Below are 16048 nucleotides of genomic sequence, written 5' to 3'. Positions count from 1 at the left end.
CCCGCCACCCGGCGGGAACAGGCTGCGGCCCACTGTCCTTCGCACGTCGGTGGGTCGCAGCCGGCCGTGCCGCCGGCGTCGCCCGGATGGCAGGGCAACCTGCAAAAAGATCTGAACAACCTCTGCGACAGGGCTGCGAAGGGGAACAAACGGGGACAGGACGTCGTTGTAGAACATGAGTGGCTGCCAAGGGAACAGTGTCCCCGGGCCCGACTTATCGCCCACGAGAAAGATCGTTCGGCTGAAGTCTCGTGGAGCCCTTCGCCGCGAGGCGACCGCCCTTGGTTGCCCGCCCACAAACGCCCCGGCTGGTCTCCCCCGTCCAGTCGGGGCTCTCGTGTGTCCGCGCCCATGCCTGCGGGCCCGGCGCAGTTGCCGGGCCCGCAGGGCGAGCGGTGGTCGTCACCGGGTGCGGGTCAGCGCGTCGCGTCACCCGGCTGGGCCAGGGCCGTGTTGTAGGCGGTGTCGTCGCCGGTCACCGAGCGGCTGGCCGAGCCGTCCACGGCCACCGGCGTGTCGCCCGCCAGGGTGATGCGCTGTACGCGGCGGGCCAGGGTGCCGTAGTCGGCGACGGCGTAGTGCTGCGTGGCACGGTTGTCCCAGAAGGCCACATCGCCCGGCGCCCAGCGCCACCGCACGGTGTTCTCCAGGCTCGTCACATAGGACTGGAACAACTTGAACAGCTCACGGGAGTCGTCGGCGTTCCAGCCGACGAAACGCCGTACGAAGCCGCCCAGCACGAGTGAGCGTTCACCGGTCTCGGGGTGCACCCGCACCACCGGGTGCTCCGTGACGTACTCGGTCGAGGTGAAGACCTCGCGGTGCCGGCGGGCGTCCTCACTGTCGTCCGACGGCTTGTAGGCGGCGTAGTCGTACGCGTTGGAATGCACCGCCCACAACTCGTCCGCAAGCGTGCGCAGTTCCTTCGGCAACCGCTCGTAGGCGGTGACCGTGTTGGCCCACACCGTGTCGCCGCCGTACGGGGGCAGTGTCACCGCGCGCAGGATGGAGCCGAGCGGCGGCCGCTGCACGAAGGTCACGTCCGTGTGCCAGTGGTTGGCGCGGCCGGCGGTACGGCCGTAGTCCAGGTCGAGCACGGCAGGGGCGCCGTCCAGCGAGGGGATCGTCGGGTGCGCCGTGGTCGGACTGCCGAACCGGCGGGCGAAGCGCTCCTGGCCCGCGGCGTCCAGCTCCTGGCCGCGGAAGAAGATCACCTTGTGCTCCAGCAGGGCTGCCCGGATCGCCTCGACGGCCGGGGCGGGCAGGTCTGCCGAGAGATCGACGCCGTGGATCTCGGCGCCGATGTTCCCGGAGACCCTGACGATGTCGAGGGAGACGGCGGAAACGGGTGCGGTCATGACGGATGTCCTTTCGAGGGTTCGACGGTGTGCGGGTGTGAGGCGTGGGAGCTGAGGGGTGGGAGGTGAGGCGATGGCCGGTGCGGCGGTGCCGCGCGATCGGAGGGCTACCGGGAGGGCTCGACGCGCCAGCGTGAGAAACGGCGCTCCAGTGACACCAGGACCTGGTTGAAGGCCAGACCGAGCAGGGCGATGGTCACGATGCCCGCGTACATCTGCGGCACCGCGAAGTTGAACTGCGCGGCGTTGATCATGTAGCCCAGGCCCGCCTTCGCCCCGGTCATCTCCGCGGCGACCAGTACCAGGATGGATGCGGCGCCGGCCAGGCGGATACCGGTGAAGATGGTGGGCAGCGCCGCCGGCAGCACCACCTTGCGAAAGAGCTGCAGGGAGGAGAAGCCCAGCGAGCGGGCGGACTTGACCAGCAGGGCGTCCACCCCGCGCACCGCGCTGACGGTGTTGAGCAGGATGGGCCAGGTGGAGGCGTAGACGACCAGCGAGATCTTGGAGCTCTCACCGAGGCCCAGCAGCAGGACGAAGACCGGTAGCAGGGCCAACGCCGCGGTGTTGCGGAACAGCTCAAGCAACGGCCCCAGCAGCTCGGCAGCCGTCCTGTACCAGCCGATCAGCACTCCCAGCGGGATCGCGATCACCACCGCGATGGCCAGGCCCGCCACCGAACGCACCACACTGGCCTGAAGGTTGTCCCAGAGCAGTCCGCTGCCCGCCGCCTCCAGCCAGGCACCGACCACCTCGGAGAACGGCGGCAGGAACACGCTGTCGACCAGACCCGCCCGGGGTGTCACCTCCCACAGGGCGAGCAGCGCGGCGATGGCCACCGAGCGCTTGGCCACGGCGCCCGCGAGGCGTGCCGCGCGCCGCGCCGGACTCGGCCGCGGCGACACCGGCGATCCGGCGGCAACAGGCTCGGCAACCGTCCGTTCACGGTCGAGCTGCAATGTCTCAGACACGCGCCACCGCCTCCTCTCCCTCGCGGGCCGCCTGCCGGACCTCGTCCTGCAGTTGCTCCCAGATACGGTGCCTGAGCTGCGCGAACTCCGGACTGGAGCGCACATCGCCGATACGGCGGTCGCCGAGATCGACGTCGATGACTTCCTTGATCCGCCCGGGGCGCGAGGTGAGCACGGCCACCCGCTGTCCCAGGTACACGGCCTCGTCGATGCCGTGCGTGATGAACACGACGGTCTTGCCGGTCCGCTCCCAGATCCGCAGCAACTCCTCCTGCAGCAGATCGCGCGTCTGGGCGTCCAGTGCGGCGAACGGCTCGTCCATCAGCAGCACATCGGGGTCGAAGGCCAGGGACCGTGCGATGGCGACCCGCTGCCGCATCCCGCCCGACAGCTCGTGCGGGTAGCGGTTGCCGAAGCCGGTCAGGCCGACGAGTTCGAGGTACTCCTGCGCCCGCTCGCGGCGCTCCCGGCGCGGTACGCCCTTCGCCTCCAGGCCGAACTCGACATTGCCGCGGGCGTCGCGCCACGGCAGCAACGCGTACTGCTGGAAGACCACGCCCCGGTCCAGGCCCGGCCCCAGCACCGGCGCCCCGTCCACCAGGACGCGGCCGCTGCTCGGTGTGGCCAGGCCGGCCAGCAGATCCAGCAGCGTGGACTTGCCGCAGCCGCTCGGGCCGACCACCACGGTGAACTCACCGGGGGCGATCTCCAGGCCGACGTCCCGCAGCGCGGTCAGCTCCTCGCCCTCACGGGACGGAAAGGTCTTGGTGACGTTCTCGAAGACGATCGAGCTGCTCATGCCGCTCCTGAGTAGGGGTTGAACCGGTTGGTGTACAGCCGGTCGAGAGGTGCGTCGCGGCGGTCGACGATGCCGTCGTCCACCAGCCGGTCGCGCCACACGGACAGTTCTCGTGCGTCGATCACGCCGCCCCGCCCGGCGACGCCGTAGCCCTTCCAGAACTGCAGCGCCGAGGCGTCCTCGGCGCGCTTCCTGGCCTTGAGGATGCGCCGGAACCGGTCGATGACCTGCGGGGCGGGCCTGCTCTGACTCCAGGCGAGGGCGCGGGCCACCGCGCCGACCACGGCGCGTACGGTGTCCGGGTTGTCGTGGACGAAGCCGTCCCGCATCACCTGGCACCCGCAGCTGAAGGCACCCAGCACCTGGTAGTCGTTGAAGACCGGCCGGATACCGCCACGCTCCAGGGCCGCGTCGCGCAGGATGCCGCCGAGCACGGCTACGTCCAACTGGCCCGAACGCAGGGCCTGTTCGGCGCTGACCGGCGGGACCACCACGATCTGCGCCGACCGGGCACGGCCCGCGGGAAGGCCCGCCGACCGCAGCCGCATCCGCAGCACGTCCTCGGCCTGCCCGCCCAGCGTGTTGGCGCCCACGGTGCGGTCGGCCAGGTCCCGCACCGTGCGTACCGGGCTGTCCTCGCGGACGTAGTACCCCGACCACACCTCGGCGTCGACCCCGTAGTAGCTGTACAGCGACGTAATGGGGGCGCCCGCCGCGATCAGCCGGATGATGGCGCCGTTGAAGGCCCCGCCGATGTCGGTGTCGCCGGTGACCGTGGCCTGGATGTCCTGCGGGCCGCTGGTGCTGTTGCCGATCCACTCCAGCCGTACGTCCTCCAAGTAGCCGAGTCCCGCGGCCAGTTCGAGCGGGGTGACCGCACCGGCCGAGCCCTGGTAGCGAATGGTCCGGGTCTGCGGCCGGCGCCCCGAGCGGCCCCGGTCCTCGCGGGCTGTGGCGATTCCGGTGGCGCACAGACCGGCCGCGACCACCGCCCCGCCGATCCCGGCGGCCAGCGTGCGTCGGCTGAGGCTCATGCCGCCACCGCTTCTTCGGCCGGCAGCGGCAGGCCGTAGTGCTCGCGCAGCGTCGAGCCGGTGTAGCCCTCGCGGAACAGCCCGCGCTTGCGCAGCAGGGGCAGGACATGGTCGACGAAGGCGTCGAGGCCCGCCGGCAGCACCGGAGGCATCACATTGAAGCCGTCGGCCGCGCCCTCGCGGAACCACCCCTCGATGAAGTCGGCGATCTGCTCCGGTGTACCGGCGAACACCTGGTGCCCGCGGCCGCCACCGAGCCTGCCGATCAACTGGCGCAGCGTCAGTCCCTCGCGTTCGGCCAGGTCCCTGATGAGCTCGAATCGGCTCTTCGCGCCGTTGACTGCGCTGACCGGCGGCAGCGGCGGCAGCGGCGCATCGAGCGGATGGTCGGTGAGGTCGACGCCCAGGGTCGTGGAGAGCACGGCCACCGCGCGCTGCGGAGTGATCAGCTCGTTCAGCTCCCGGTCCAGTGCCCGGGCCTCGGCCTCGGTGGACCCGATCACCGGCACGATGCCGGGCAGCACCTTCAACCCCTCCGGATCGCGACCGTGCGCGGCGGCTCGCCGCTTGAGGTCCTGGTAGAAGGCTTGTGCGTCCCGCAGTGTCTGCTGCGCGGTGAACACCGCCTCCGCGTACCGCGCCGCGAACGCCTTGCCGTCCTCCGACGACCCCGCCTGCACCAGCAGCGGCCTGCCCTGCGGGCTGCGCGGTACGTTCAGAGGGCCTCGGACGCGGAAGTACGTCCCGCTGTGGTTGATCTCGTGCACCTTCGACGGGTCCGCGTACGCACCGGACTCCCGGTCGAGCACGAGCGCGCCGTCCTCCCAGCTGTCCCACAGCGCCTGGGTGACCTCAAGGAACTCAGCGGCCCGTGCGTAGCGTTCCGCGTGCGCCTGATTGGCGTCCCGGCTGAAGTTCTGCGCGGCCCGGTCGCCGGCGGAGGTGACGATGTTCCACCCGGCGCGGCCGTGGCTGAGATGGTCGAGCGAGGCGAACTGCCGGGCCAGGTTGAAGGGTTCGCTGTACCCCGTCGATGCGGTGCCGATCACCCCGATGCGGGTGGTGACGGCCGCGATCGCGGACAGCAGGGTCAGCGGCTCGAAGTGGTTCACCAGCCCGTACTGGACGGGGCTGCGCACCTCCAGGCCGTCGGCGAGGAACACCGAGTCGAACGCGGCCTCCTCGGCCTTCCGCGCCAAGTCCTGGAAGTGGGCGATGTCGGAGAGCCGTGCGGGATCGGTGAACGGATGCCGCCATGCGGCCTCGTGGTGGCCGACACCCATCAGGAAGAGGTTGAGATGCAGTTGCCGGTCGTTTGTGGTCATCAACAGTTCCTCGGAAAGGGAGCGCTGGGATGGGCAGGAGAGCAGCGCCGGGAGAGAAGAGGGGGAGGCCCGCGGACAGGCCGCAGCGAGTCCGGGGCGCGAAGAGGTACCTGCGGCGACGGCGTCGTCGGCGCCTGAGGCCGAATACCGGGAGGTGCGGGGACCCGACGGGGTCAGCGCAGCGCGTACGGAGGGCGCGGACAGCCCGGACACGGGGGACAGCCGCGGCGACAACCGCCGCGACCGTCGGGGCGAGAGGCGCGCTGAGGGAGGCGAACGCGGAGGGGTTCCCCCGGGCGGCCCACTGCCGCCTGTCGCCCGGCGGCGCTGCGCACCGCTGTCCTCACTGTCGCGTCCATGCCTCGATTCTCGTCGGGCCGCACACCCCGGGCAATGATTTGCGACGCCGTGGAAGAAACCCACGCCGGCTTCCCGGACACCCTCGAAGTACCCGTCTCCTCCGGCCTCCTCGGCGTCGCTCTCATGCCGAACCGGCCGTACGCAGCTCCATGGGGCGGCGGTGGACCGCGTCCAGTACCACCGCGCCAGCTGACACCGCCAGCACCTGCTCACCGAAGCTGGTCGCCACCACCACGTGCTCCGGGTCGGTGCACAGGTGGGAATGCGCCGCGACCTCCTCGTGCAGGTCGGCCATCAGGTGCGGAAGGTGCACCACGGCGGCCTCGGCGACCACCAGCAGCTCCGGATTGAGCACGTCAAGCAGCAGCGCCGCCGCCCGGCCCACCATCCGCAACCGCTCGCGGAACATGCGCAACGCCACTGGGTGGCCGTCCCGGGCCCGCGCCAGCAGCAGCGCGAAGTCCGCGGTCTCGATCAGCCCTTCCGCGAACGCCCGTTGACCCAAGGTGTGTTCGGACACCGTGGCCTGGAGGCACCCGCTGCGGCCGCACGCGCACGGCGGTCCCGGGGCGCCCAGCGGCAGATGCGCGATGTCCCCGGCGCCCGAGCTGCGGCCGCGCAGCACTCCGCCACCCGCCGCTATGGCCGCGTCCACCACATTGCCGACGAACAGCTGCACCAGCTCCGCGCTGCCGCTCCCGGCGCCGAACAGCAGCTCCGCCCGCGCAAGGGCCCGCGCGTGCCCGTCCACGTGCACCGGCAGCCGCGTCGACGCGGAGAGCACCTGGCGCACGGGCACGTCGCGCCACCCCAGCAGGGAGTGCTCGACGACCGTGCCCCGCTCACTGTCCACCCAGCCGCCGGTCACCACGCCCAGCCCCAGCACCGACCGGTGACGCGACCGGCGCGCCAGGAAGCCCGGCAGATACGAACGGATCCGTCCCAGCACGTCGTCCGCCGACCGCCGGTGCCGGATCCGTTCCTCGGCCAGCACCGCCCCGCGCAGATCCACCAGTGTGAACGTCACCATGTCCACCGCTATGTGGACCCCGCACGCCGCGTGGTGCGCGCGGTCCACCTCCACCGGCATCTGCGGACGTCCGGCACGCGGCGGCCCGGCAGGCGGCGGAACTTCCCGCAGCAGCCCGAGCCCTACGAGCTCCGCGGTGTACCGGGATACGGCGGCCGGGCTGAGACCGGTGGCGCGCGCCAGGGCGGTGCGGGCGAGCGGACCGCCGCGCAGCACGGCCCGCAGCACCACACCCGCACCGTCCCTCGGCGCGGCCCGTACCTCCGGCGGCGGGTACGGCAGCGCGGGTGCGATCAGCAGCGGCGGGCGGGCAGGGGCGGCAACGGTGGCCATGGGCTCCTCGCTCGGTCGGCAGGACGACAGCGTCGGCCACCGGAACCCCGGAGGATCAGTGGCAGTAGCCCGTACAACACAGCGTGGAAACCATGCCTCGATGCTCGCAGCGCGCTACGGGCCTGGTCAACGGCGTGGCGTTAAGGGGGCGTGGCAGTCGTGCGAACAGAGCCACGGCGGGGAGATGACGGCAAGGCGCGGGAGGCGAGGCTGAGGAGGAGGGGCGGGGGCAATCGATCAAGTGCCGGTCGAAATCCGATCGCGCGGCCGCGCGTCGTCCGCTATACAGGCCCGGTGGCTGATCCCTACCCCCTCCGCCCCGTCACCGACGACGAGTTCGAGACGTGGGCGCGCATGACCGGCAGGAAAGCCACTGGAACGTCCGCCTGTTCGACGAGCCCCGGGCCCGGGGCGGCGCGACGTCACTGCGGTTCGCCGTGCACCGGGAGCCGGACGGGCGAACCACCGGATACATCCTCTACCGGCACCTGACCACGCGGGACGCGGCGGGCGGCGACGGCAGAACGGTGCAGGTCGTGGAGTTGGCTGCAGCCTCACGGCAGGCCTACGCCGCGCTGTGGCGCTTTCTCGCGGGGATCGATCTGGCGCCGTACATCGACTACGAAGGCGCGGTGGACGAGGCGCTTCCGCATCTTCTGACGGACCCGCGAGCGGTGCGTTCGTCGGTGGTCGACCGGCTGTGGGTGCGGTTGGTGGACGTCGACCGGGCGCTGGCGGGCCGCCGCTATGCGACGGCCGTGGACCTGGTCCTGGAGGTGGAGGACGCCTTCTGCCCGTGGAACGGCGGACGCCACCGCTTGCAGGCCGAGGGTGATGACGTGAGCTGCACCCCTACGAAGGCGCCGGCCGAACTCCGGCTGGGCATGGCCGAGTTGGGATCGCTCTTCCTGGGCGGGACGACGCCGGCGGCGCTCGCGGCGGCGGGCCTGGTGCAGGAGCTGCGACCGGGTGCGCCGGCCCGCGCCACCGCTGCCTTCCGCGGCGAGCGGGAGCCCTTCTATCCCGGTGGCTGGGCTTTCCCCCTCTGCTGAGCCGGCGTCGTCCTTCCAGATTCAGCGACCTGCCACCGGCCGCCCTTGTCCCTGACGGATCATCGCCAGTGCGTCGATGGTCGCCGGGGACAGCGACGACTCCTTGAGCCCGGTCAGGGGCATCCACGCCACCTCGGAGGTCGAGTCATCGGCCTTGGTGACCTGGAGAGGGCCAGGGATGAACTCGACGGCGTAGAAGAGTCCCGCCAGATGCCAGTTCACCCCGAGCCGGTGGGCCGTATAGGTGCGTGCGTCGACCAAGCGGGCATCGAGCAGTTCGAGGCCGGTCTCCTCGTGCAGCTCGCGCGCGAGGGCCTCCGGAGGTTGCTCACCCGGATCGACGCCCCCGCCGGGCAGGTGCCACAACCCGGGTGCGAAGACCGCCGATGCCTCGGACAGGCGCGTCAACAACAACTGGCTGTCCGCGGTGGCGATCGCGTACGCGGAGATGCGCGAGCGTACGGGCGCGCTCATGCCTGAAGACGCGGTTCGGCCGAAGCGGGCTCCACGTGTTTGGTGTATGCCGTGCTGAGGTCCCAGATGTCCACGGAGGCGTGCACCGCGGTGCCCGGTACCGACGCCGTGTGGAGGCGGACAAGGCCGAGTACCGCGCTGCTCAGTGCCGACTTGGCCTCGGCCGTACGGCCCGGCAGAATCGCGAAGTCGATGTGGATCAGCGCCTGCCCCGGCTCACCGTTCGCGATGACGACCTCTTCGGCCTGCCGGAAGCGTGTCTTGCAGCTTTCGACCGTGATCCCCTCGACCGTCCTGGCCGCCAGCGCGTGCAGTTCGAGAGCGAAGCGGCGGCGGTCGAAGGAACGGTCCAGGGCTTTGTCGTACTCGACGGTGATGTGCGGCATGGTCCTTGCGTCTCCTTGTCAGGGCTGGTCGGGCGGTCGAATTCGGTCCGGCTCGGCCGGTCTCGGTGTCGACGTGACCCGCCGACACTCTCGCACCGGGATCCGGCCGGCTCAACAGGGCTTCGGTGCCCGGCGCGACGCGGCTTCTGCGGTCGGACGACGGGGCCGTGCGGACACGCCTCAGCGGACCGCCCAGCCCCGGTCGCGCAGGGCATCGGTCAGCGGGCGGGCGACGCCCGGGGCGACCCGCAGACCGACCGGCGCGTGGGCGGGCGCCCCGGCTTCCGGGAGCACCATGCCCTCCAGGTCCACTCTCGCCTCGCCGACGTCGTCGAGCAGTCGATCCAACTGCCGGCCGTGATCACCGAGGGCGACCGAGAGGAGGGTATGGGCGTCCGAGTCGCCGTGTGCGGTGGCGATGCGGGCCCTGCCCTCGCCGCCGCGCCGCAAGATCTCGGTCAGGTCCGAAAGGGCGGCGGCCTGTTGCTCCGGTGCCGCTTCGGTGAGCAGGCTCAGCGCCTCCGCCGTTCTGCGGAGGTCCGCGGTCAGCTCCGCGAGCAGGGGCCCGACGGCGGCGGCGTTGGCGGCGAGGATGTCGGCCCACAGCCCGGCGTCACCGGCCGCGATCCGGGTGACATCGCGCATGCCGCGGCCGGCCAGCCGTACGGCGAAGTCCTCCCCTTCCAGCAGCCGGGCGGCGGTGAGGCTCGCCATCAGATGGGGGAGATGGGAGACCAGTGCCACGGCCCGGTCGTGGGCCGCCGCGTCGAGCAGAACCGGTACCGCTCCGCACAGCGACACCAGTTCCAAGGCACGGTTGAGGGCGCTCTCGTGGGTCTCCGGGGTCGGAGTGAGCACCCAGTGGCGGTCGTGGAAGAGATCGGCGCGGGCCGACAGCGGGCCGGAGCGTTCCCGCCCGGCCAGCGGGTGCCCGCCCACCACGGTGGCGGTGTCACATCCGAGGGCGAGGCACTCGGCGCGGGGGAGCGACTTGACGCTCGCCACATCGGTGTACACCGAGGCCAACTCGTTTTTCTGGTGGTCCGCGAGGGTTCTGGCAACGGCGGACGGAGGGACGGCGATGACCGCGATGTCCACGGGCGCCGACGGTGGTTCCGGCGTCCCCGCACCGCGCGCGACGGCCAGGCGCAGGCTTTCGGGGTCGCGATCGATGAGGTGGGTGGTCACTCCCCGGCCGGTCAGGGCCAGGGCGATCGATGTGCCGATGAGACCGGTGCCGACGACTGCAGCGGTGTGCAAGGGGGGCTCCTCGACCTGATGGGGTGGGCGGTGCGCCCGTACGGTCCCGCCGGGCGGGACCGTACGGGCGCGGAAGGGATTACCGTTCTGCCGGCGCGGGTGTGGCCGGTTCCGCGGGTGCCTGCTTGCCGGTCAACCGCCGCAGCAGCGCCGGGTTGGTCAGCATCACGGCATTGCCGATCAGGATCAGGACCACGCCCAGCACGTCCCGCGGTGTCCAGTGGAAGTCCTCGAACACCGTGGACAGCAGGAGCGCCACGATCGGGAAGAGCACCATCGCGTACGCCGCACGCTCCCCACCGATCCGGCCGAGCAGGGTGAGATAGGCACCGAAGCCGATCACCGAACCGAAGACGGCGAGGTAGACGAGCGAGCCGAGGTACTCCGGCGTGGGTTCGAACAGGGCGCCGTCTCCGAGGAAGGCGGCGAACGGCGCCATCAGCAACGCCCCGTAACCCATGGCGTAGCCGGTGCCCTGGACCACCGGGATGCCCGCGGCCTGCGTCTTGCCGGAGACCACGTTGCCCAGGCAGAAGACCAGGGTGCCGAGGGCGGAGAGCACGATGCCGGGCCCCGACCCCGAGGAGAGGTCGAAGTTCCGGAACTCCGGCCAGAACACGGTGGCGATCCCCAGCAGTCCGATGCCCGCGCCGATGAGCATCTTCACGGTGATTTTGCGCCGGAAGAAGAGGCGGGCGAACGCCATGTTCACCACCAGCGACATCGCGAAGATGATCGAGACCAGACCGGTGGTCAGGTGTCCTTCGGCGAAGTAGAAACAGACGAAGTTGGTGGAGAACATCAGCAGGCCCATCAGGGCGAACTGCCCGTGGACGCGCGGTGGATAGCGCAGCGGCAGGCCGCGCAGGCGGGCGTAGGCCAGCAGGATGACGGCGGCCAGTGCGAACCGGTAGGCGATGGAAGCCGTGGGGTGCACATCACCGAGCTGGCCCTTGATGGCCAGCCAGGTGGAGCCCCAGATCAGTACGGTCACGACGTAGAGCACGGCGTTCACAGGCAGCTCCTCTCCAGCAGACCGGCCAACCGACGTGCTCCCTCGATGACTTGGTCGGGCGTCAGATAGCTGAGGGACAGCCTCATCTGGTGCGTGCCGCCGCCGTCGGGATGGAAGTAGCTCATAGGCGTCCAGATCACTCCGTGGTCGCGGGCGGACTCTTCGAGGAGCGCATTGTCCGCCGGGACGGGGAGCGTCAGGGTGAGAAAGAAGCCACCTTCAGGAGAGTTCCAGTGGATGCCTGCCGCCTCGCGCCGCTTCCGGGGAAGCAGGCGCTCAAGACTGTCCAGCAGGACCGACAGGTTCCCCTGGTAGAAGTCGGCGGCCGGTTTGTTGGCCTCCCGCAGCCGGAAGTCGTGGGTGAGGAGCATCCCTGCGATGACCGCCTGGCTGAGTGCCGGGGTGTTGACCGTCACCATGCCCTTGATCTTGGACAGTTCGTCCGCCAGGAGCGTCCGGCTGCCGTCCGGCGCCTGCACCTGCTGGTCCGCGACCACGTAGCCGACGCGGGCTCCGGGGAAGCAGGTCTTGGCGAAGGAGCCCAGGTAGATCACTCGCTGTCGGTTGTCCAGTGCCTTGAGCGTGGGCAGGCCGGTGCCGGCCCGGGTGAAGAAGCCGTACGGGTTGTCCTCCAGGAGGAGCAGATCCTCCTCCTCGGCCAGGCCGAGGAGCCGATGGCGGGTGTCCAGAGGCAGGCACGTGCCCGTCGGGTTGGAGAAGTCCGGCACCACATAGAGCGCTCGCGGACGCTTGCCGGCCGCCCGCAGCTCATCGACGGTCCGTCGCAGCACGTCGGGGTCGAGTCCGTTCTCGCCCTCGGGGACGTGCGCCGTCTCGATGTCCAGCAGCCGGGCCGCTCCCGTGATGCCGACGTAGCACGGCGAGGAGACGAGCAGGACGTCGGAGGGCTCGGCAAACAGGGCACGCAGGGTGATGAACATGCCCTCCTGGCAGCCCACCGTGACCACCAGGGACGCGGGGTCCGCGTCGATGCCCTCGTCGTTGCGCAGGGTGCGGGCCACCAGGTCGTGGATCTGGCCATTGGTGCGCCCGTACTGGAAGAGCATCGTCCGGACCTCGTCCGGGGTGCGGCCCAGGTCCTCGGTGAGGTGTCGCTTGTAGGCGTCGAGGTAGAGGCCGATCCGCTCGACCTCGAACAGCCCCTCGTAGGGGCGGCCGGGGCCGAAGGAGATCGCGTCCGGATGGCGGGAGGTGACTTCGTTGAGAAAGTTCATCACCTCCATGAGCGGATCACCGAGCGAACCGTGCAGCTCGCCGGCCGGCAGGACGGTGGTGGGGGAGCCGTCACTCACCGGGAGCCCTCCCACAGGACGGGGCAGAAGTCCGGGTCGGTGTAGTCGGGGTTGCCCTGCGCATCGGCCCGGACGAGCACGTCGTTGTTGTAGATGACCTGCTCCCCGGAGGACAGCTCGAAGGGGCGCCACTGGTTGGTGCGGTCCTGAAGGTGCAGGGAAATGGCCCGGCGCGGACGGTCGCTGACGTTGTATCCGCTGCCGTGGTAGGTGCGGCAGTGGTGGAAGCTGATGTGTCCCTTGGGGATGGTGACCGGGACCTTGCGCACCTCCGCCTGGTTGAAGGCGGCGTTCTCCTCCAGCATCTCCTCCAGTTCGGACCGGTCGCGCTCGGCGAAGTGGCGGCTGGTGGAGTCGTCCCCGCCGATCTCCTTCCACCGGTGGCTGCCGTCGACCATCGTGATCGTCCCCATCTCCTCGCCACAGTCGTGGAAGGGGATGAAGGCGGTGAGCATCTCGTCGGAGGAGCAGGTCTGCCAGTAGTGGCGGTCGAAGTGCCAGGGCACGATGTTGCGGGCGTCGTCCGCGCGCTGCGGCTTGTGGATGAGGGTGCTGTTCCACAGCCGTATTTGGCTGGTTTCCGCGATACGTGCCGCGACTGCCGCGATGATCGGCTTGGACAGGATGCCGCGGATCGTGTCGTCCTCGTAGAAGATGTAGTCGTTGTGGCGGTGCACATCGCCCTTCTCGGGCTCCCAGTACGCAAGGCGCGGCGGCCGCGCCGGCAGGGAACGGTCCCGGTGCCCGGCGTAGAAGCGGTCGGTCGCGGAGTCGAGGAGGTCGACCTCCTCGTCGCTCAGCAGCTTCTTCGACAGGTACCAGCCGTGCTCCTGGTAGAACTGCACCTCCTCGTCGGAGGGCAGCAGCTCCTGCTCGGCATCGGTCAGCTCGAAGCGGGAATCGTTCATCGTCATGCCATATCCCTGTCGTGAGTGATGGAGTGATGCGTGAATCCGGAGGGGCCGTTCAGCAGCTCCGGGTCGATCGTGTCGAGGCGGGGCCGGCCGGTCAGTGCCATGGCCTCCGCCAACTCGTCCTTGAGGGCGGAGAGCACCCGCTCGACACCGGCGGCGCCGTCGACGGCGAGCCCCCAGAGGACGGGGCGGCCGACCAGTACCGCGCGGGCTCCGAGCGCCAGCGCCTTGAGCACGTCCGTACCGCGCCGGACACCCCCGTCGACCAGGACCTCGCACCGGCCCTCGACCGCCGCGACGACTTCCGGCAGCGCGTCCAACGCGGCGACGGCGCCGTCGAGTTGGCGGCCGCCGTGGGTCGACACGATCAGCCCCTCGACGCCCAGGTCGGCAGCCCGGCGGGCGTCCTGCGCCGTGAGTACCCCCTTGAGCACCACTGGCAGATCGGTCAGTGAGCGCACCCAGGCCAGGTCCTCCCAGGTGAACGTGTCGTCGTGGTGGCGGACGGAGTGTTCGGCCAGCGTGGAGCTGCCGGAGCGGCCCCGGTGCAGCCCGGCCGTGTGGGCTTCGTCGAGATTGACCGGCCGGATGTGCGAGGGGAGGCTGAAGCCGTTGCGCAGATCGCGCTCCCGGCGCGCCATGCGCGGCGTGTCGACGGTGATGACCAGGGCCCGGTAGCCGGCTGCTTCTGCCCGGCGGACCAGGGACTCGGTGATCTCCCTGCGACGCAACACATACAGCTGTAACCACAGAGGGCCGGTCGCGGCGCGTGCGGTCTCCTCCAGCGTCTTGCTCGCGAAGGTGCTGGCGATCGTGAGCGCGCCCACTTCGCCTGCAGCACGGACCGTGGCGGTCTCGCCCTCCGGGTGGACCAGGCGGTGGTACGCCATCGGCGCGATGCCCACGGGGAGGGCCACCGGACGGCCGAGCAGTGTGGTGCTCAACTCGCAGTGGGACACGTCCACGAGGACCCGTGGGCGCAGCCGGTAGCGGTCGTAGGCCGCGCGGTCGCCCCGCAGGGTCACCTCGTCGCCGCTGCCGCCCGCGATGTAGTCCCACACCGGTCCGTCGAGCCGGTCACGCGCCGCCGCCGCGTAGTCCTGCGGGGACAGCAGCGTGCGTTCCTCCGGCGCGTCGGACCGGACGGTCGACGACGCGGTCACCCTTCGGCTCCCGACGCGGCGCCGACCGGTACGGCGGCCTGCGCATCGTCGGAGCGCTCGCGCTCCACGGCCTCGTAGAGGGCCTTGATGTTGCCGCTGCCGAAAGTGCGGGCTTCGAGCCGCTGGATCAGCTCGAAGAAGACCGTCCGGCGGGCGTAGGGGGAGCGGGTGAACACCTGGACCAGCTGGCCCCATTCGTCACGGTCGGCGAGGAGTCCCAGTTCCTGGAGCACCGTCGTGTCGATGTCCACCTCGATGCCCCGCTCGGCCAGCGCGGCGTAGTAGCCCGCCGGTGTCGAGAGCAACTCGACGCCGGTGGAGCGCAGTTCGCGTGCTGCCCGGACGATGTCGTCCGTTCCGTACGCGACATGCTGGACACCGGGCCCGTCGAAGCCGTCGAGGAAGTCGTTGAGCTGTCCGCGGTCACTGATGGGGTCGGGCTCCACCATGGTGAAGGTGACGCCTCTGGTCTCGTCCTGCACGACCTTGGACGCCATCGCCTGGCCGCCTACGACGATGTACTCGTCGTAGGTGTGCCGCAGGCCCAGGGCGCGCTGGTAGAAGTCGACCATGCTCTCCAGCGAACCGGGGCGCAGGCACAGCGCCAGGTGATCGATCGAGCGGAGCAGCCCCGGGTCGGTCGTGTCGGCGTCGGCCGTGGAGCGATACCGACCCGGGAGAAACGCACCTGACGGATCATCACGCTGGACGAACGTGTGCACCAGGTCGTTGGTGGCTGCAACGGTCGCCCGGATGACCCGGGCACCGTCGTCCCCGAAGGTCGCGGGTTCCGCGACTGCGTAGGCCCCGGCGGCCACCGCCCGCTCGAAGTCGCCGACGGCGTCGGTGGTCCGCAGGGCGACATCGCGTACGCCGTCGCCGTGCTTGCGGACGAACCGTGCCGCGGCGTGGTCGGCGTGCAGGGCGGACGTCAGCACCACGCGGACGCCTCCGTGGGCCAGCACGAGGGAGCGTGCCCCGGCGAGCCCGGTGTGCGGGCCCGCCTCGGCCACCACCCGGAAGCCGTAGGTGCCGCGGTAGTAGTGGGCGGCCTGGTTGACGTCCCCGACGAAGAACTCGACGTGGTCGATGGAATGGGCGGTCACGTTGATCCGATCTGTGGTGGAGGGTGAGGTACGGGCGGCACGGGGCCGCACCGGCTGCACGGCCGGGATCGCTCCCGTGGTGCTGCGGGCGGGCAGCCCGACGGCAGCCCCGGCCGCGGGGCTTGGTTCATCAGGGGCGACGGCTCCTGCGGGGC

Annotated in this window: 15 protein-coding genes; 1 reads left to right on the top strand and 14 read right to left on the bottom strand. The window is 70.7% G+C overall.

What is annotated here, in order from left to right:
• Positions 1-416: 416 nt before the first annotated feature.
• The 6 genes from ACGFZW_RS31805 to ACGFZW_RS31780 form a co-directional block, all read right to left on the bottom strand.
• Positions 417-1358 (bottom strand): TauD/TfdA dioxygenase family protein, encoded by a 942-nt coding sequence (locus tag ACGFZW_RS31805; RefSeq protein ID WP_393896742.1) that lies wholly within the window; start codon positions 1356-1358, stop codon positions 417-419.
• Positions 1359-1465: 107 nt separating this feature from the next.
• Positions 1466-2329 (bottom strand): ABC transporter permease, encoded by an 864-nt coding sequence (locus tag ACGFZW_RS31800; protein ID WP_393896741.1) that lies wholly within the window; start codon positions 2327-2329, stop codon positions 1466-1468.
• A complete protein-coding gene (locus ACGFZW_RS31795; protein ID WP_393896740.1) occupies positions 2322-3128 on the bottom strand; it encodes an ABC transporter ATP-binding protein in 807 nt (268 codons plus the stop codon). The genes ACGFZW_RS31800 and ACGFZW_RS31795 overlap by 8 nt, the downstream gene beginning before the upstream one ends.
• Positions 3125-4162, bottom strand: coding sequence for an ABC transporter substrate-binding protein (locus tag ACGFZW_RS31790; RefSeq protein ID WP_393896739.1), 1038 nt, complete (start codon positions 4160-4162; stop codon positions 3125-3127). Before ACGFZW_RS31790 ends, ACGFZW_RS31795 begins: the two co-directional genes overlap by 4 nt.
• Complete coding sequence (locus ACGFZW_RS31785; protein ID WP_393896738.1) at positions 4159-5487, bottom strand: LLM class flavin-dependent oxidoreductase; 1329 nt, start codon at positions 5485-5487, stop codon at positions 4159-4161. Before ACGFZW_RS31785 ends, ACGFZW_RS31790 begins: the two co-directional genes overlap by 4 nt.
• Positions 5488-5968: 481 nt before the next feature.
• The gene (locus ACGFZW_RS31780) at positions 5969-7210 is read right to left on the bottom strand and encodes an ROK family transcriptional regulator (RefSeq protein WP_393896737.1); all 1242 of its coding nucleotides are present in this window, start codon (positions 7208-7210) and stop codon (positions 5969-5971) included.
• Between the two features lie 344 nt (positions 7211-7554).
• Between ACGFZW_RS31780 and ACGFZW_RS31775 the strand changes: the two genes are divergently transcribed.
• Positions 7555-8262, top strand: a complete 708-nt coding sequence (locus ACGFZW_RS31775) for a sterol carrier protein domain-containing protein (protein ID WP_393896736.1) — start codon at positions 7555-7557, stop codon at positions 8260-8262.
• Positions 8263-8283: 21 nt separating this feature from the next.
• Here the strand turns inward: ACGFZW_RS31775 and ACGFZW_RS31770 are convergent, their stop codons facing one another.
• From ACGFZW_RS31770 to hppD, 8 genes are all read right to left on the bottom strand, one after another.
• Entirely contained in the window at positions 8284-8736 is a 453-nt protein-coding gene (locus tag ACGFZW_RS31770; protein ID WP_393896735.1) for an NUDIX hydrolase, read from the bottom strand.
• Positions 8733-9122 carry a 5-carboxymethyl-2-hydroxymuconate Delta-isomerase gene (locus tag ACGFZW_RS31765; RefSeq protein ID WP_393896734.1) on the bottom strand — a complete coding sequence of 130 codons (390 nt, stop codon included), beginning with the start codon at positions 9120-9122 and terminating at the stop codon, positions 8733-8735. The genes ACGFZW_RS31770 and ACGFZW_RS31765 overlap by 4 nt, the downstream gene beginning before the upstream one ends.
• 180 nt (positions 9123-9302) lie before the next feature.
• Positions 9303-10382, bottom strand: coding sequence for a prephenate dehydrogenase (locus ACGFZW_RS31760; RefSeq protein WP_393896733.1), 1080 nt, complete (start codon positions 10380-10382; stop codon positions 9303-9305).
• Between the two features lie 79 nt (positions 10383-10461).
• Positions 10462-11397 carry a DMT family transporter gene (locus tag ACGFZW_RS31755; RefSeq protein ID WP_393896732.1) on the bottom strand — a complete coding sequence of 312 codons (936 nt, stop codon included), beginning with the start codon at positions 11395-11397 and terminating at the stop codon, positions 10462-10464.
• Positions 11394-12641: a PLP-dependent aminotransferase family protein gene (locus tag ACGFZW_RS31750; protein WP_393896806.1), complete on the bottom strand. Its 1248-nt coding sequence runs from the start codon at positions 12639-12641 to the stop codon at positions 11394-11396. Before ACGFZW_RS31750 ends, ACGFZW_RS31755 begins: the two co-directional genes overlap by 4 nt.
• A gap of 65 nt (positions 12642-12706) precedes the next feature.
• Positions 12707-13624 (bottom strand): phytanoyl-CoA dioxygenase family protein, encoded by a 918-nt coding sequence (locus ACGFZW_RS31745; protein ID WP_393896731.1) that lies wholly within the window; start codon positions 13622-13624, stop codon positions 12707-12709.
• Positions 13621-14787, bottom strand: a complete 1167-nt coding sequence (locus ACGFZW_RS31740) for an alpha-hydroxy acid oxidase (protein WP_393896730.1) — start codon at positions 14785-14787, stop codon at positions 13621-13623. The genes ACGFZW_RS31745 and ACGFZW_RS31740 overlap by 4 nt, the downstream gene beginning before the upstream one ends.
• Positions 14784-15893: a 4-hydroxyphenylpyruvate dioxygenase gene (gene hppD / locus ACGFZW_RS31735; protein ID WP_393896729.1), complete on the bottom strand. Its 1110-nt coding sequence runs from the start codon at positions 15891-15893 to the stop codon at positions 14784-14786. Before hppD ends, ACGFZW_RS31740 begins: the two co-directional genes overlap by 4 nt.
• Between the last annotated feature and the right edge of the window lie 155 nt (positions 15894-16048).

Source organism: Streptomyces sp. NPDC048248, assembly GCF_043201875.1.
In the GTDB taxonomy this organism is placed as follows: domain Bacteria; phylum Actinomycetota; class Actinomycetes; order Streptomycetales; family Streptomycetaceae; genus Streptomyces.
Note: the sequence above shows the minus strand (reverse complement) of the source record. Positions and strands in the feature narration are given on the sequence as shown.

Bases quoted from the DNA above. Each gene is read 5' to 3' on its own strand.
- ACGFZW_RS31805 (WP_393896742.1), bottom strand. From the start codon at position 1,358: ATGACCGCACCCGTTTCCGCCGTCTCCCTCGACATCGTCAGGGTCTCC.
- ACGFZW_RS31795 (WP_393896740.1), bottom strand. From the start codon at position 3,128: ATGAGCAGCTCGATCGTCTTCGAGAACGTCACCAAGACCTTTCCGTCC.
- ACGFZW_RS31790 (WP_393896739.1), bottom strand. From the start codon at position 4,162: ATGAGCCTCAGCCGACGCACGCTGGCCGCCGGGATCGGCGGGGCGGTG.
- ACGFZW_RS31785 (WP_393896738.1), bottom strand. From the start codon at position 5,487: ATGACCACAAACGACCGGCAACTGCATCTCAACCTCTTCCTGATGGGT.
- ACGFZW_RS31780 (WP_393896737.1), bottom strand. From the start codon at position 7,210: ATGGCCACCGTTGCCGCCCCTGCCCGCCCGCCGCTGCTGATCGCACCC.
- ACGFZW_RS31770 (WP_393896735.1), bottom strand. From the start codon at position 8,736: ATGAGCGCGCCCGTACGCTCGCGCATCTCCGCGTACGCGATCGCCACC.
- ACGFZW_RS31765 (WP_393896734.1), bottom strand. From the start codon at position 9,122: ATGCCGCACATCACCGTCGAGTACGACAAAGCCCTGGACCGTTCCTTC.
- ACGFZW_RS31750 (WP_393896806.1), bottom strand. From the start codon at position 12,641: ATGGAGGTGATGAACTTTCTCAACGAAGTCACCTCCCGCCATCCGGAC.
- ACGFZW_RS31745 (WP_393896731.1), bottom strand. From the start codon at position 13,624: ATGACGATGAACGATTCCCGCTTCGAGCTGACCGATGCCGAGCAGGAG.